13 protein-coding genes are annotated in these 14,972 nt (G+C 71.2%); 5 read left to right on the top strand and 8 right to left on the bottom strand.

The window, feature by feature from the left end:
- Positions 1 to 2 precede the first annotated feature (2 nt).
- The 3 genes from lldR to T336_RS0123570 form a co-directional block, all read right to left on the bottom strand.
- The gene (gene lldR / locus T336_RS0123580; protein ID WP_026434351.1) at positions 3 to 782 is read right to left on the bottom strand and encodes a transcriptional regulator LldR; all 780 of its coding nucleotides are present in this window, start codon (positions 780 to 782) and stop codon (positions 3 to 5) included.
- Positions 783 to 803: 21 nt separating this feature from the next.
- Positions 804 to 2,501, bottom strand: coding sequence for an L-lactate permease (gene lldP, locus T336_RS0123575; protein WP_026434350.1), 1,698 nt, complete (start codon positions 2,499 to 2,501; stop codon positions 804 to 806).
- A gap of 234 nt (positions 2,502 to 2,735) precedes the next feature.
- Positions 2,736 to 3,206 carry a DUF2269 family protein gene (locus T336_RS0123570; RefSeq protein WP_026434349.1) on the bottom strand — a complete coding sequence of 157 codons (471 nt, stop codon included), beginning with the start codon at positions 3,204 to 3,206 and terminating at the stop codon, positions 2,736 to 2,738.
- Between the two features lie 365 nt (positions 3,207 to 3,571).
- Between T336_RS0123570 and T336_RS0123565 the strand changes: the two genes are divergently transcribed.
- Positions 3,572 to 3,898 (top strand): hypothetical protein, encoded by a 327-nt coding sequence (locus T336_RS0123565; RefSeq protein WP_026434348.1) that lies wholly within the window; start codon positions 3,572 to 3,574, stop codon positions 3,896 to 3,898.
- A gap of 26 nt (positions 3,899 to 3,924) precedes the next feature.
- On the opposite strand, the gene T336_RS0123560 is transcribed toward T336_RS0123565, so the two are convergent.
- Entirely contained in the window at positions 3,925 to 4,908 is a 984-nt protein-coding gene (locus tag T336_RS0123560) for an NAD-dependent epimerase/dehydratase family protein (protein ID WP_026434347.1), read from the bottom strand.
- 103 nt (positions 4,909 to 5,011) lie between these two features.
- Here T336_RS0123560 and T336_RS0123555 point away from each other — a divergent pair, with 103 nt between their 5' ends.
- Entirely contained in the window at positions 5,012 to 5,917 is a 906-nt protein-coding gene (locus T336_RS0123555) for a LysR family transcriptional regulator (RefSeq protein ID WP_026434346.1), read from the top strand.
- Between the two features lie 37 nt (positions 5,918 to 5,954).
- Here T336_RS0123555 and T336_RS0123550 read toward each other — a convergent pair whose 3' ends face one another.
- Genes T336_RS0123550 through T336_RS0123535 form a run of 4 tightly spaced genes read right to left on the bottom strand, consistent with a single transcriptional unit; the run spans position 5,955 to position 13,463 of the window.
- A complete protein-coding gene (locus T336_RS0123550) occupies positions 5,955 to 7,037 on the bottom strand; it encodes a response regulator (protein ID WP_026434345.1) in 1,083 nt (360 codons plus the stop codon).
- Positions 7,038 to 7,042: 5 nt separating this feature from the next.
- Positions 7,043 to 10,642 (bottom strand): hybrid sensor histidine kinase/response regulator, encoded by a 3,600-nt coding sequence (locus T336_RS0123545; RefSeq protein WP_026434344.1) that lies wholly within the window; start codon positions 10,640 to 10,642, stop codon positions 7,043 to 7,045.
- Positions 10,643 to 10,677: 35 nt separating this feature from the next.
- Positions 10,678 to 12,018 (bottom strand): cytochrome-c peroxidase, encoded by a 1,341-nt coding sequence (locus tag T336_RS0123540; RefSeq protein WP_404821600.1) that lies wholly within the window; start codon positions 12,016 to 12,018, stop codon positions 10,678 to 10,680.
- Positions 11,988 to 13,463: a metallophosphoesterase gene (locus tag T336_RS0123535; protein ID WP_026434342.1), complete on the bottom strand. Its 1,476-nt coding sequence runs from the start codon at positions 13,461 to 13,463 to the stop codon at positions 11,988 to 11,990. Before T336_RS0123535 ends, T336_RS0123540 begins: the two co-directional genes overlap by 31 nt.
- Positions 13,464 to 13,617: 154 nt before the next feature.
- On the opposite strand from T336_RS0123535, the gene T336_RS0123530 reads away from it, so the two are divergent.
- From T336_RS0123530 to T336_RS0123520, 3 genes are read left to right on the top strand one after another with little or no spacing between them, the layout of a single operon-like run.
- Positions 13,618 to 13,920, top strand: coding sequence for an urease subunit gamma (locus T336_RS0123530; protein WP_013595808.1), 303 nt, complete (start codon positions 13,618 to 13,620; stop codon positions 13,918 to 13,920).
- 48 nt (positions 13,921 to 13,968) lie between these two features.
- A complete protein-coding gene (locus T336_RS0123525; protein WP_019702334.1) occupies positions 13,969 to 14,562 on the top strand; it encodes a HupE/UreJ family protein in 594 nt (197 codons plus the stop codon).
- A gap of 21 nt (positions 14,563 to 14,583) precedes the next feature.
- The gene (locus T336_RS0123520; RefSeq protein ID WP_019702335.1) at positions 14,584 to 14,919 is read left to right on the top strand and encodes an urease subunit beta; all 336 of its coding nucleotides are present in this window, start codon (positions 14,584 to 14,586) and stop codon (positions 14,917 to 14,919) included.
- Positions 14,920 to 14,972: the final 53 nt, after the last annotated feature.

Genomic DNA, 14,972 nt, shown 5'->3' with positions numbered 1-14,972 from the left:
GGTCAATGAGGGGGCAACAGCGGCGCGGGGCCCGCGTCCACCGGCATGCGCATGGAGCGCTCCCGGCGGGCGCGGTCCTCGTCCAGGCGCTGGATGGTGGCGCGCACGTGCTCCAGATGCTCTCCGATGCACTGGCGGGCCCGCTGCGGATTGCTGTCGAGAATGGCCTGCATGAGGCCCTGGTGCTGCGCGGTGAGCGCCTGCATGGTGACGGGCTCGCTCAGGCGGAACATGTCGTGGCGGTTGCGCTCGACGGTGGACAGCACCATGGTGAACAGGCTGTGCATCACCTGCACCAGCACCAGGTTGTGCGACGCCTCGGCGATGGCGAGGTGGAACTGGGCATCGGCGCGCGACGCCAGCTCGGCGTTGCCGCTCTGCTGGTGCTGCATCATCACGTCGAAGCAGCGCCGGATGCGGTCCTTGTCCTCGGCGGTGGCGCGCTGGGCGGCCAGCCAGGCGGTGCTGCTTTCCAGCGCATGGCGGGTCTCGAGCACGTCGTAGCGGTAGTGCGGATCGGACTCCATCAGCCGCGTGAGCGGTGCCACCGCGGGCTGCAGCCACTCCGCCGAGCCACCCGCCTGCACATACGTGCCGTCGCCGCGCCGGCTGGCCAGCACGCCCTGGCTCACGAGCTTCTGGATCGCCTCGCGCAGGGAGGTGCGCGACACGCCCAGCTCGTCCGCCAGCTGCCGCTCTGCAGGCAGCCGCTGCCCGGCCTGCAGCCCGCGGGACTGCACCAGGGCAAGCAGTTTCTCGACGACGTGATCGGCCAGGCGCATGTCAAACCTCGGAGAGTGGTGTCAATGCCCCGGGATCATCCACGGAAACACATAGGCCTGCAGCGTGGTCATGATGCCGATGATGGCCGCGAAGACCAGGCTGTGCTTCACCGTGAAGCGGAACAGGTCCGACTCGCGCCCGGCCAGGCCCACCGCCGCGCAGGCGATGGCGATGGACTGCGGCGAGATCATCTTGCCGGTGACGCCGCCCGTGGTGTTGGCCGCCACCGTCAGCACCTGCGGCAGGCCGAGCTGCTGCGCGGTGGTGGCCTGCAGTGCGGCGAACAGCGCGTTGGCCGACGTATCGGAGCCCGTCAGGAACACGCCGATCCAGCCCAGGAAGGGCGAGAAGAAGGTGAAGGCATGGCCCGTGTGCGCCAGGGCCAGCGCCAGCGTGGCGGACAGGCCGGAGTAGTTGGCGATGAAGGCGAAGGCCAGCACCATGCCGATGGAATAGATCGGCACCGCCAGTTCCCTGAACGTCTCGCCCAGCGTCGCCACGGCCTTGGCCGGTGACAGGCGGGTGAAAGCGATCGTGACCAGCGCGGCGATCAGGATGGCCGTGCCCGTGGCGGACAGCCAGTTGAAGGTGTACACCGCGCCATAGGGCGCCGCGGAAGCGACCACGGGGGGCACCTTCTCGACCAGGTTGTGCAGGAACGGCACCGGGATGTTGACCACGGTGGAGGCCAGCGCGCCCTGGGCCGCGAACAGCGCCTTGAAGGGCTTGAGGCTCCAGAGCGTGACCACGGCGGTGAGGATGATGAAGGGCGACCAGGCCTTGAAGACCGCCCCGGCCGTCAGCGGCGCGCCGCTGGAGACACCGGTGGCTGCGGACCGGCCGCGGGCTGCAGGCCGTGCGCCGGGCGCCGCGGGCTCCTCCTCGAAGCGGAAGATGCGCCGGGGCTGCCACACCTTCAGGAACAGCGTCAGCACCACCAGCGAGACGATGGCGGAGGTGATGTCCGGCAGTTCGGGACCGACGTAGTTGGCCGTCAGGAACTGCATGCCGGCAAAGGTGCCGCCGCCCACCAGCACGGCGGGCCAGGTTTCCTTCACGCCGCGCCATCCGTCCATGATCGCCATGATCCAGAACAGCACGATCACCGTCATGAAAGGCAGCTGCCGGCCGGCCATCTGGCCGATGGCGAACGCGTCCACGCCAGACACCTGGCCCGCCACGATGATCGGGATGCCCATCGCGCCGAACGCCACGGGCGCCGTGTTGGCGATCAGGCACAGGCCGGCGGCGTAGAGCGGCTTGAAGCCGAGTCCCACCAGCAGCGCCGCGGTGATGGCCACCGGCGCGCCGAAGCCCGCCGCCCCCTCCAGGAACGCCCCGAAGCAGAAGCCCACCAGGATGAGCTGCAGCCGCTGGTCCTCCGTGACGGAGAGGATCGACGCACGGATGACGGCGAACTGCCCCGTCGCCACCGAGATCTTGTAGAGGAACACCGCGGCCACGATGATCCAGGCGATCGGCCACAGGCCGTAGAGGAAGCCGTACACGGCCGAGGCCAGCGCGGCGCTCGCCGGCATGCGGTAGAAGAGCAGCGCCACGGCCAGCGACAGCAGCACGGTGATGGTGCCCGCCTGGTACCCCTTCAGGCGCAGGCGGGTCAGCGCGAGGAAGAAGAAGACGATGGGAATGAGCGCCACCAGCGCGGAAATCCAGATGTTTCCGGCGGGGTCGTAGTTCTGCTGCCAGAGGGTTTGCATGACGGGTCGGTGTGGAATGGGAAGAGAAACTCCGTTGCAATGGGTCTGCAAGCACACCAAATTGGTATGACCAATAAAACCAATCAACGCAACGAAGCGCATTCTCGAAGACGCGTGACGCCTCGACAAACAGGGTAAACCCGCGAGCAGCCTGAAATCATAACGCATGATCGCCAATTGGTACGACCAATTAGCACCTATCCATCCTGCACTCGGCGGGCTACCGCAGCCTGGCTAGGCCCCCACCGGCTTGCTCACCATGAACCAGAAGATGGCAAGGAACGCCACCAATGCCGGCACGCCCAGCACCACCCAGGCGATGAAGAAGCGCCACAGCGCGGGCCACGCATCCGGATGGCCGGCCTGCGCGCGTACCGCCTCGTCGCGCATGCGCACCTGGATCCAGACCACCGGCAGCCAGCAGGCCATGGCCAGGGCATACAGGCCCAGCGACCGCGCCAGCCACGGCGTGCTCCACGGCAGGCCCATCAGGTGCACCAGCCACCAGCCGGTGAGCGGCTGCAGCACCGCCGTGGTCCCGGTGAAAAGCCAGTCGGCTCGCACCACGCAGCGCGTCATCGGCACGATGAAGCGCAGGTCGCGGCCCAGCATGGCGACCAGCAGGTAGAACGCCGTTCCGATGCCCGTGCCGAACAGGACCGTGGACGAGAGGATGTGCAGCCACTTGGCGACGAAATACTCCATGGAAACCTTTCGCGTGAATGCATGCGCCTGCATGCGGTTGCCGTGCCCTCCGACACGCGGGCCGGCGCCAGGCACGCGCCGCCATCACGCCCGTCAACGCCGTAAGCCACTGGATCTGGGGCGACCCGGCATTGCGCGAACACCGGCCTCGACTCTCCCACACCCTGCCCGGCTATGCCATCCACCACGGCGCCTCCGTGTTCTGGGCCACGGCCAGCGCCGCAGCCCGCGATGCCCAGCAAGGCGGTGCCACGTCCTACGGCGCCATGCCCGCGGCGCCGACATGCACGGGGCACCGCAGGCCGTCAGATAGCGCGAGGGTCTTTTCCGTTTTTCCTTTTTCCGACAACGCCAAGGAGTCCACCATGCCCCGAGCCGCCTGGAGCGACAAGCGCGAGCGCCAGTACGAACACATCAAGGACAGCCTCGAGGAGCGCGGCCGCAGCGAAAAGACGGCCGAGCAGATCGCGGCGCGCACCGTCAACAAGGAGCGCGCCCAGCACGGCGAGGCGAAGAAGGCCAACCCGAAGACCGTGCACGACACGCCCGCGCCCGTGCGCGGCGGCCAGCGCTCGCATACCGGCGCGCAGGGCCGCACGCGCGAGCAGCTCTACGAAGAGGCACGCAGGAAGCACATTGCCGGCCGCTCGAAGATGAACAAGGCCGAGTTGGAAAAGGCCGTGGGGCGCTGAGCGCCGCGACGGCCCCACCGGCGCGGCTACCGGCCCGCCGGCGCCAGGCAGCCCAGGCCGTCGAGCGAGGCCTCCACCGCCTCGTCGAGCGGGGTGTGCGGCTCATGGCCCAGCACCTCCAGCAGGCGGGCGTTGTCCATGCGCACGGGCTGCTCCCACAGGTAGCGCATCTCCATCAACTCGCGCAGCGTGGGCACGAAAGGGGCGGCGAGGCGCAGCAGCCACCACGGCGTGCGGACCACGCGCGGCACGGTGCCGCAACGCCGCTGCACCACCCGCCGGATGGCCTCGGCCATCTGCAGGCCGGTGGCATCCCAATGGCCTGCCACGTGGAACCGCTCGAACGCCGCGAGCGATGCGCGCCGCTCCAGCAGGGCCACCATGGTGCGCGCCACGTCGGGCAGGTAGGCCCACTGGTGCCCCACGCCCGGACGCGCCGGGTTCGAGATCGACGCCACGGGCCGCCCCGGGCGGACCAGGCCCTGCGAGAACCAGTTGTTGCCCGGCTTCGGCCCGAAGAAATCGCCGGCCCGCACGACGATGGCGCGGCACCCCTGCCGGCTGGCGGCCTCGAGGCGCTCTTCCATCCGCACCCGGATGGCGCCCTTGCGGGTGGCAGGACGCTGGGGGGCGCCCTCGGTGATGCACGGGAACGCATCGGGCCCGAAGTTGTACACCGTGCCCGGCAACACGATGGTCGCCCCCAGCGCCGCCGCTGCGGCGATGGTGTTCTCGACCATCGGCATGACCAGGGTGTCCCAGTCGCGGTAGCCGGGAGGGTTGACGGCATGCACGATGGCCGAACACCCCTGCGCGGCCCGCGCCACGTCGTCCCGGCGCATCGCATCCCCTCGGAACCAGGCGATCCCCTCGCCGCACGGTGCCTCCGGGGCGCCGCCGCGCGCCAGTGCATGCACCGTCCACCCCGCGCCGAGCAATTGCCGCGCCACCTCGCCCCCGATGCCCCCGGTAGCGCCCAGCACCAGGGCTGTCCTGCAACGATCCGCCATTTCCATCTCCTTGCGAGGCCACCAGGGCCGATGGAGCCGATTCTGCGGACAGCCCGGATCAAAAGGAATTGCACAGCATGAGGCAGCAGATATACATTTATGCATGACCAAGAGCAATATCGGATGGGAGCTCTACCGCACCTTCCTGGCCGTGCTGACCGAAGGATCGCTATCGGGCGCGGCGCGCGCGCTGGGCATCACCCAGCCCACGGCGGGGCGCCACGTGGAATCGCTGGAGAAGGCGCTGGGCACGCCCCTCTTCACCCGGTCGCCCACGGGGCTGATGCCCACGGACGCGGCGCAGGCGCTGCATCCGCAGGCCCGGGCAATGGCCAGCCTGGCGGCGTCCCTCGAACGCACGGCCGCCAGCCAGGGCGGCCCGGAGGGCGGTGTCCGGGGGACCGTGCGGGTGGGTTGCAGCGACGTGATCGGGGTGGAGGTGCTGCCGCCCGTGATCGCCGCGCTGCGGAGCGCGCACCCGGCCCTGTCCGTCGAGCTGGTGCTGACCGACCGCGTGCAGGACCTGCTGCACCGCGAGGCCGACATCGCCGTGCGCATGGCCACGCCCCGGCAGGAGCAACTGGTGGCCCGGCGCCTGGGGCACATCGACGTGGGCCTGCATGCGCGGCGCGACTACCTCGATCGGCACGGCACGCCGCGCAACCTGGAGCAACTGGCCGCGCACACGCTCATCGGCTACGACCAGGCCACCGCCTTCATCCGCCAGGTCGAGGGCTCGCTGAAGGGGCTGCGGCGCCACATGTTCTCGCTGCGCAGCGACAGCAACCTCGCGCAGCTGGCGCTGATCCGCGCGGGCGCCGGCATCGGGATGTGCCAGGTCCCGCTGGCGCGGCGCTCCCCCGACCTGGTGCGCCTGATGCCCCGCGGCTTCACCGTGCCCATGGAGACCTGGGTCACCATGCACGAAGACCTGCGCAGCAGCCCGCGCTGCCGCGTCACGTTCGATGCCCTGGTGAGCGGCATGCTGGCCCACATGGCGACCCGCTGAGGGCACGACGGGAGCCCGGCGAGCCGGGCGCCAGCCCTCAGCCTTCGAACTGCGGATGCGTCTGCCGGATGCGCGCCATGGCGATGCCGGCGGCGGCGGTGCGGGTTTCCACGCCCAGCTTCACATAGACGCGCTCCAGGTGCTTCTTCACCGTGGCGGGGCTCGATCCCAGGATGTCGCCGATGTCGCGGTTGGTCTTGCCCTTGAGCAGCCAGTAGAGCACCTCGGCCTCGCGTGCCGTGAGCCGGAAGCCCAGGGCCAGCGCCTCGATCACCGCCGCGTCGGACACCTCGCGCATCACGATCAGCCAATCGCCGCCGCCCTCGCTGTCGCCGGTCTGCTGGTGCAGGCTGAACGACAGGCGCCGCGCGCCGCGCTCCACCACCAGCCGCGGCGGCTCGATCTGCTGCGCCGCGAAGGCCGGCACTTGCGGAAGCTGGGCCCGCAGCCATTCGGCCACCGGCAACGGCACGGCCACCGGATCGGCCGCGGCCTCCTGCGCTCCCTCCCGGCCCTGCCCGCCCTCGGCGCTGAAATATTCGCGCAGCAGCGTGCGCGCCAGTGCCGTCTGCCACATCAGCCGCCCGTCGCTCGCGCGCACGGTGATGCTGGCGTAGCCGAAGGCATCCAGCGCATTGCGCGCCTGGCCCGCCTGGCGCATGTCCTGCCGGGCCCGCCGCGCGCCCTGCAGGTGGACATGCATGCGCGCCAGCACCTCGCGCGGCTTGATGGGCTTGGTCACGTAGTCCACCCCGCCGGCGGCCAGGGCCGCCTCCAGGTGCTCGGTCTCGGTGAGGCCGGTCATGAAGATGATGGGAATGTGCGTGGTGGCCGGCTGGGCTTTCAGGCGGCGCGCGACCTCGAAGCCATCCATGCCGGGCATCATGGCATCGAGCAGCACCACGTCGGGCATGGCCTGGGCGGCGCGGGCCAGCGCGGTCTCGCCGCTGGTGGCCACCAGCACCGTGTAGCCGGACTCGTCCAGCGCATCGTGCAGCATGGCCAGGTTGTCGGGCACGTCGTCCACGATCAGCACCAGGCCGGCGCTGTCGCTGTCCATCAGCGGCGCGGCGCGGCCGGCGGCCGGGGCATGGGGGGAAGGCGGAGGCAGGTCGGTCATCGGGATCAGGAGGATGCCATGAGGCGGGCCAGCGCCTCGAACTGGAACTGCCGCGCCAGCGCGCGCGCCCCGGCCACCCAGTCGGCGCATTCGGGCTGCGCGGCCTCGATCTCCGCCAGCTGGGCCATCACGCCCCGGTAGTAGCCCAGTTCCACGGCCTCGGCCAGCGTCGCGAGCCGGGCGGCATCGGGCAGGGCCGCGGCAGGGCCGGCGGCGGGTGGCGGCGGCCCCGTCGGGGAAGGCGCAGCCTCTTCTTCCAGCCACTGCAGGGCCAGGCGCCGCTCCAGCCAGTCCAGCAACTCGGTGTGCCGCACGGGCTTGACGATGAAATCCTCGGGCCTGATGCCCACGTCGTTCTCCAGCCCCTTGTCGAAGGCATTGGCCGACACCACGGCCACGTGTGCCTGCGTGTGGCCGGCCGCGCGCAGGCGCCGGATGGTCTCCCAGCCGTCGATGCCGGGCATGGCCAGGTCCATGAAGACCACGTCGGGCCGGTAGCCGGCGGCCAGCAGGTCCAGCGCGTCGTGCCCGCTGGCGGCGGTGCGCAGCTCGAAGCCCAGCGGCGCCAGCAGCTGCACCAGCAGTTCGCGGTCGGGCTCTTCGTTGTCCACCACCAGCAGCCGGCGGCGCGGGCCGGCATAGCCGCGCCGCGCGGGCCGCGGGCCGGCGGCGCGCAGCTCGGCCGCGCCCAGGGCCCCGGGGTGCACTTCGGGCAGGAAGAGCCGGATGCGGAACAGCGCGCCGGCCCCGGGGGTGCTGGTCACCGTCATCTCGCCGCCCATCAGCTCGGTCAGCATCTTGGCGATGGTCAGCCCCAGGCCCGCGCCGGGCGCAGCGCCCTGGCTGCTGGCCGCGCCGCGCTCGAAGGGCTCGAAGATGCTGGCGCGCTCGGCCTCGGTCAGGCCCGGTCCGCTGTCCTCGATCTCGATCAGCGCCAGTTCGCGCGCATGCCGCACGCCCAGGCGCACATGCCCCGTGGCGGTGAACTTGATGGCGTTGCCGATCAGGTTGATGAGGATCTGCCGCACGCGCTTGTCGTCGCCGCGCACCACCTCGGGCAGCACGCCCTGTGGATCGAAGCGGAACGCCAGCCCCTTGGCGCGGGCCTGGGGCTCGAACATCTCGACCATCTCGTGCAGGCAGTCGGCGAAGCGCATCGGCCGCACCTGCAGCGTGAGCTTGCCGCTCTCGATGCGGGCGATGTCCAGCGTGCCCTCGATCAGCGTCAGCAGGTGCTCGCCGCCGCGCCGGATCACGCCCACGGCCTGCCGGCGGTGCGGCGGCACCGAAGCGTCCTCGCCCATCAGCTGCGCGTAGCCCAGGATGCTGTTGAGCGGCGTGCGCAGCTCGTGGCTGATGGCGCTGATGTAGCGGCTCTTGGCCTGGTTGGCCTGGTCGGCGAGGCGCCGGGCGTGCTCGGCCTCCTCGCGCGCCTCCTCGGCCACGCCGCGCGCCTGCTCGGCGGTGCGCCGGGCCTCCTGCAGGGCCTGGTCGGTCTGCCGGTGCAGGGCGATCTCGCGCTGCAGCAGGTGGGTCTGCCGGTTCGACTCCTCCTGCGCCACCTTGCGGCTCTTGTGGGCCAGCACCAGCCACCACGCCACGATGCCCGAGATGACCAGCAGCGCGAGGTAGGCCTTGAGCAGCCCCGAACGCAGCGGCGCCGCGCCGGTGCCCGGCACGCCCAGGACCTGCGTCTCCTGGTGGTAGAAAAGCCCGAACACCGCCGCCAGCAGCGGCGCGATGACCAGCATCAGCAGCAGGAAATGCCCCAGCCCGGAATCCAGCAGCCGCCACGCGCTGCGCGGCAGCAGCCAGCGCAGCGCCCCGGCCCACTGCACGGCCAGGTGCGCGTGGGGCTTGCACATGTCGCCGCAGCGCGCATCCAGCGTGCAGCACAGCGAGCAGATGTGGCCCCGGTAGGCGGGGCAGTGCGCCATGTCCGGCGCCTCGTATTCGCGCTCGCAGACCACGCAGCGCAGCATGGCGGGCAGCGCTGCCGTGGCGGAGGCCGCTCCACTGCCGCTGCAACCCTCGCAGCTCCCCGTGCCGCAGGCCTGCGGCGCCGCCGTGCGCGCCAGGTAGTAGCGCCCGCCCGTCGCCCAGGCGATGGCGGGCGCCGCGACGAAGGCCGTCACCATCGCGATCACCGCCGAAAACGCCTGCGCCATCGGCCCGAACAGCCCCAGGTGCGCCACCACCGACAGCAGCGAGGCCAGCGCCATCGCCCCCACGCCCACCGGGTTGACGTCGTACAGGTGCGCGCGCTTGAACTCGATGCCCGGCGGCGACAGCCCCAGCGGCTTGTTCACCACCAGGTCGGCCACCACGGCCATCATCCAGGCGATGGCGATGTTGGAATACAGCCCCAGCACCTGCCCCAGCGCGGTGAACACGTTCATCTCCATCAGCATGAAGGCGATGAGCGTGTTGAACACCACCCACACCACGCGCCCCGGGTGGCTGTGCGTGAGGCGCGAGAAGAAGTTGCTCCACGCGAGCGAGCCCGCGTAGGCATTGGTCACGTTGATCTTGATCTGCGACACCACCACGAAGAGCGCCGTGGCCGCCACCGCCCAGCGGTAGTCGGCGAACACGTAGCCGTAGGCGGCCAGGTACATCTGGTTGGGGTCCACCGCCCGCCCGGGCGGCACGCTCAGGGTGATCGCCAGGTAGGCCAGCAGCGCGCCGCCCAGCATCTTGAACACGCCCAGCACCACCCAGCCCGGCCCGCCGGCCAGCACCCCGGCCCACCAGCGCCACCGGTTCGCGCGCGTGCGCGCCGGCATGAAGCGCAGGTAGTCGGCCTGCTCCCCCATCTGGGTGATGAGGGCGATGCCCACCGTGAGCGCCGCCCCGAAAAGGTGCAGATCGAAGGCTGCCGAGCCGCCGCGATCACCCGAATAGTGCGCGATGCCCGCGAATGCACCAGGATCGCGCGCCAGCACGAAGCCGAAGGGCACCAGCAGCATCAGCAGCCAGACCGGCTGCGTCCACACCTGCAGCCGGCTGATGGCCGAAACGCCGTGCGTGACCAGCGGAATCACCACCAGCGCGCAGACCAGGTAGCCCCAGGCCGGCGGGATGTCCAGCGCCAGCTCCAGCGCATAGGCCATCACGGCGGCCTCCAGCGCGAAGAAGACGAAGGTGAAGCTGGCGTAGATCAGCGAGGTGATGGTCGAGCCGATGTAGCCGAAGCCCGCGCCGCGCGTGAGCAGGTCCATGTCCACGCCGTAGCGCGCCGCATAGGCGCTGATGGGCATGCCGGCCAGGAAGATGATGAACCCCGTCGCCAGGATGGCCCAGAAGGCGTTGGCGAAACCGTACTGCACCAGCAGCGTGGCGCCCACCGCCTCCAGCACCAGGAAGGACGCGGCCCCGAAGGCCGTGTTGGCCACGCGCCAGGCGGACCACTTGCGGAAGCGCTGCGGCGTGAAGCGCAGCGCGTAGTCCTCCAGCGTCTCGCTGCCCACCCAGCTGTTGTAGTCGCGGCGCACCTTGACGATGCGCTGCGGCGCCCCGCTTTCTGCGGGCGGCTCGGCGTCATGCGGGGCCGGGGGAACGGGAATGGGAACGGGGGCGGAAGGCACGCCCCGCAGGTGCAGCATTCATGCCACCTGCCCCACCCCGCCATGCGGCTGGCTCAGTGCGAAGGCGGCATGCGGCCGACATAGGCCTTGTCGGTCAGGCTGCGCAGGAAGGCCACCAGGTCGTCGATCTCCGCGTCGCTGAGCGCTGGCGCGGTGCCGGCGCGCCGGTTCATGGGCGGCGAATTGACGTTGACGCTGCCCCGGCAGCCGGCCGGCACGTCGTCGAAGGGCTTGCCGCCGGCATACCAGCGGGCCGGGTCGGTGGAGCGGGTGTTGTAGAACGCCACGGCCTCGCGCAGGTCGCCGAAGATGCCGTTGTGCATGAAGCGCTGGCGCACCGCCACGTTGCGCAGGCCGGGCGTGCGCAGGTAGGCGCACCACTGCCCGGGCTCGGGCCAGCCCAGCCGGCGTGCGGTGGCGTCCAGGCCGGTGTCGAAGTGGCGCGGGTCGCGGTTGTCCGCCAGCTTGCGGTTGCGCGGCACGGAGATGGCGTCGTAGCCGAAGTCGGTGAACAGCGAGCGCTCGGGCCGCGAGGCGCGCTCGGCCATGGTGTGGCAGGAGGCGCAGTTGCCCTTGTCCGGGTTGCGGAACAGTGCCAGCCCCCGCTGCTCGGCCGGCGACAGCGTGCCCTTGCCGCGCAGGTAATCGTCGAAACGCGAGCTGAAGGGCGCCATGGCGTCGCTCTGCATGAAGGCCTGCAGCGCCTCGCCCATGGCGCGCAGCAGCGCCTGGGGGTCGTTCTGCACGGCCGGGCCGAAGCGCGGCGCCAGCTCGGCCGCCAGGCCGCTGCGCCGGGCCGACTGCAGCAGCTGCGCCGGGGTGCCGTTGTTCATCTCGCGCGGATCCAGCAGCGGGCCGCGGATCTGCTCGGCCAGCGTGTCGGCCCGGCCATCGGCGAACAGGCCGCCGAAGGGCGAGGCGAAGGGCGCGTCGTCGTCCTGGTAGAAATGGCGGCGCGGCACGTAGCGCACGTAGAGCAGCGAAGGCGCCGTGCGTGCGCCGAAGCGGCCCGGCCGGCTGCCTTCCGAAGTGCCCGGCCCGGTCAGCGCCCGCGCGGTGGCGAGGCTGGGGCCGAAGGCCCGGCCCGGGTCGTGGCAGGCGGCGCACGACAGGCCCTGGGGGCGCGACAGGCGCGTGTCGGCGAACAGTTTCTGGCCGATGCGGACCAGCTCCGGATCGGGCGCGAACACCGCCTGGGTCGGGTCCACCCGCGAGGCCACCTGGGGCGTGCGCCCCACCCAGGCGACCACGGCCTGGGCCGGCACGCCGGGCAGCAGCACGACCTGCGCCTGCGGCACGGCGGACGCCGCCAGGGGCAGGCATGCCAGCGCTGTGGCCGCCAGCCGGCTCCGCCAGCGTGCCGTCACGGTGCCAGGAAGCCCGTCTTGTCGCAGGCCAGCGTGCGGCCGGACTGCTGGCAGGTGGCCAGCAGCTTGCCGGCGGTGGTGTAGGCCTTGAAGGTCCAGCCGGTGGCGGGCGAGGCGCGGCGCTCCATCATCGCGAAGCCGAAGCTCGCGTGGTGGGTGATGCGGTCGATGGTGGTGCCCGGCGCGGGAGAAGCGCTGGCCGGCAGCGGATCGGGCAGCGCGACGTCGAGGTTGTCGCCCGCGTTGCCGGTCACCAGCGTCGCCGGATGGCCCGACGCGAAGTTGATGGCCTGGAAGTCGTGCACATGGCCGTGGAGCGCGACATGCACGCCCGGCGGATAGTAGGCCTGCTGGTAGAGGCCCACCATGGCGGACTGCAGCGCCGCATTGCCCGGCGCGGGCGTGCTGCCGGCCACCGGCGCGAAGGCCAGGATGGGGTGGTGGTTGGTGAAGATGTTGGTCGTCACGCCGGCCTTGGCCGTCAGCGCGGCCACGCTCTGGAACTGCTTCTGGTAGATGCCGAACTGCAGGTCCGTGCTCTTGAGTGCCGTCTTGCCCGTCTTGGCCGAATCGAACACGATCACCTGCGTATCCCCGCCCAGGGCCACCGCATAGGGCTCGGAATAGTTGCCCACGTTGTCGTTGGCCGCCAGGTTGCAGGAGCTCTGCTCGCTGTAGGCACGCGGGTCCAGGAAGCGGAACCAGCCCTGGCCGGCACGCGCGCACTCTTCATGGTTGCCGCGCGCCATGATCCAGGGCGCGCTGGCCAGCAGCGGAGCCGCCGGCTTGAAGAAGTCCGCCTGCCAGGTGTCCCAGCCATAGCCCCAGGGGCTGCCCTTGCAGCCGGCCACGTCGGGCGGGCAGGCGTTTTCGCGGTAGTGGTAGTCGCCGATGTGCAGCACCAGGTCCGGCGCCATGCCGGCGGCCGTCGCCGCAACGGTGGCGAAGGGCCAGCCGGCCGGATCGCTGCAGGGCTGCCAGGCGTTGTCCGCCTTCTTCAGGCGGCAGCCCGTATCGGCGATCAGCAGCACGCGCTGCGGCTGCGCCTTGGGCAGCGGCAGGGTGCGGTCGGCCACGGTGACCTGGCGGGCCGAGTCGGGCAGCACCGTCTCGCAGACCGACACGGGAAACTCCGAAGGCTTCGAGTCGGACGGATCGCTCGCGGTGGTCCGCTGCGCCACCGTGCCGGCGCCCACGCGCAGCGCCATGCGGCTGGGCTGGTTGTCCACCACGATCCGGGGGCAGACGCTGGCATCCGCGGCCACGCCGGCCGGCAGCGTGTAGCTGGTGACCACCCGGGCCGTGGCATGGCTGCCTTCGCCCACCACCACCCAGGCGGCCTGGATGTTGGCAGGTGCGCTGGCGGCATCAGCCGTGATGCCGGAGCCGCCGCCGTCGCAGCCGGACAGGGTGAGCGCGCCGCCGATGGCCAGCGCCGCTCCGAAGGGGGAAATCCAGCGGGATGCCTGCATGTGGTGTGTCTTTCTTTCAAGCCGGGCCGATCGTGGGGCCGCGGCGCATCCTAGTAACAGCGGGTTACATCCACGTGACGCCCTTCGCCGGTCCCCTTGGCAAGGTTCCTGCTTTACGATGTCTGCCCAGTTGAGGCGACCGACGGAACCACCCATGGAACTGACCCCCCGGGAAAAAGACAAGCTGCTTCTCTTCACCGCCGCGCTGCTGGCCGAACGCCGCAAGGCGCGCGGCCTCAAGCTCAACTACCCGGAGGCGGTGGCGCTGATTTCCGCAGCCGTGCTGGAAGGCGCCCGCGACGGCAAGACCGTGGCCCAGCTCATGAGCGAAGGCCGCGAAGTCCTCACGCGCGACGACGTGATGGACGGCGTGCCGGAAATGATCTCGGACATCCAGGTGGAAGCCACCTTCCCCGACGGCACCAAGCTCGTCACCGTCCACCAGCCCATCGCCTGACGGCGACTGCGGACTGTCCCCCCCTTCTCTCTGCTCCCGGAGCCTCCCATGCGCATTGCCCGTTCCCTCCTGCCCGCACTGCTGGCCGCCGCCGCGCTGCCGGCGCTGGCCCATACCGGCGCCGACGCCGGCCACCACCACGGCTTCACCGCGGGGTTCCTGCACCCGCTGACCGGCATGGACCACCTGGCCGCCATGGTGGCCGTGGGCCTCTGGAGCGCCCTGGCCGCGCGCAGCCGCCGCGAACTGCTGGCGGCGCCCCTGGGCTTCGCCGGCATGCTGCTCGTGGGCGCGCTCGCGGGCCTGGCGGGCCTGTCGCTGCCCGCGGTGGAGCCCATGATCGCCGCCTCGCTGCTGGTGCTGGGCCTGCTGGTGGCCACGCAGCGCCGCCTGCCGGCACCCGCCGCCGCGGCACTGGTCGGTGTCTTCGCCGTCTTCCACGGCATCGCCCATGGCCACGAGCTCGCCGGCGACGGCGCGGCCCTGCCCACCCTGGCCGGCATGCTCGCCGCCACCGTGGCCCTGCATGCCGGCGGCATCGGCCTGGGCGTGGCCCTGCGCGGCGCGAACCGCTGGCTGCCGCGCGCGGCCGGCGCCGCCGTCGGCCTCTTCGGCCTCGCCCTGCTGGGCGGCCTGGCCTGAACGCAACCCGAGGAGCGCACCATGGTCCCGGGCGAACTGCTGGTCGATGACGGCGAGCACCCACTCAATCCCTGCCGGCGCACCGTCACCCTGGTGGTGCGCAACAGCGCCGACCGCCCCATCCAGGTCGGATCGCACTACCACTTCGCCGAAACCAACGGCGCGCTCGATTTCGACCGCGCGGCAGCGCGCGGCATGCGGCTGAACATCACCTCGGGCACCGCCGTGCGCTTCGAGCCCGGCCAGCAGCGCACCGTCGAACTGGTGGACTACGCCGGCAGCCGCACCGTGTACGGCTTCCGCGGCGACACCCAGGGCCCGCTGGACACCACCCCCGATCTGCCGCAGCAGCCCTGATCCGCCCCGCCCCATCACGCACCAATCCACGCCCCCGGAAAGGCAAGACCACA

It is taken from the genome of Paracidovorax oryzae ATCC 19882 (assembly GCF_000687165.1).
Classification (GTDB): Bacteria; Pseudomonadota; Gammaproteobacteria; order Burkholderiales; family Burkholderiaceae_C; genus Paracidovorax; species Paracidovorax oryzae.
Note: the sequence above shows the minus strand (reverse complement) of the source record. Positions and strands in the feature narration are given on the sequence as shown.

Bases quoted from the DNA above. Each gene is read 5' to 3' on its own strand.
- T336_RS0123545 (WP_026434344.1), bottom strand. From the start codon at position 10,642: ATGCTGCACCTGCGGGGCGTGCCTTCCGCCCCCGTTCCCATTCCCGTT.
- lldP (WP_026434350.1), bottom strand. From the start codon at position 2,501: ATGCAAACCCTCTGGCAGCAGAACTACGACCCCGCCGGAAACATCTGG.
- T336_RS0123550 (WP_026434345.1), bottom strand. From the start codon at position 7,037: ATGACCGACCTGCCTCCGCCTTCCCCCCATGCCCCGGCCGCCGGCCGC.
- T336_RS0123520 (WP_019702335.1), top strand. From the start codon at position 14,584: ATGGTCCCGGGCGAACTGCTGGTCGATGACGGCGAGCACCCACTCAAT.
- T336_RS0123570 (WP_026434349.1), bottom strand. From the start codon at position 3,206: ATGGAGTATTTCGTCGCCAAGTGGCTGCACATCCTCTCGTCCACGGTC.
- T336_RS0123565 (WP_026434348.1), top strand. From the start codon at position 3,572: ATGCCCCGAGCCGCCTGGAGCGACAAGCGCGAGCGCCAGTACGAACAC.
- T336_RS0123525 (WP_019702334.1), top strand. From the start codon at position 13,969: ATGCGCATTGCCCGTTCCCTCCTGCCCGCACTGCTGGCCGCCGCCGCG.
- T336_RS0123560 (WP_026434347.1), bottom strand. From the start codon at position 4,908: ATGGCGGATCGTTGCAGGACAGCCCTGGTGCTGGGCGCTACCGGGGGC.
- T336_RS0123530 (WP_013595808.1), top strand. From the start codon at position 13,618: ATGGAACTGACCCCCCGGGAAAAAGACAAGCTGCTTCTCTTCACCGCC.
- lldR (WP_026434351.1), bottom strand. From the start codon at position 782: ATGCGCCTGGCCGATCACGTCGTCGAGAAACTGCTTGCCCTGGTGCAG.
- T336_RS0123555 (WP_026434346.1), top strand. From the start codon at position 5,012: ATGACCAAGAGCAATATCGGATGGGAGCTCTACCGCACCTTCCTGGCC.
- T336_RS0123535 (WP_026434342.1), bottom strand. From the start codon at position 13,463: ATGCAGGCATCCCGCTGGATTTCCCCCTTCGGAGCGGCGCTGGCCATC.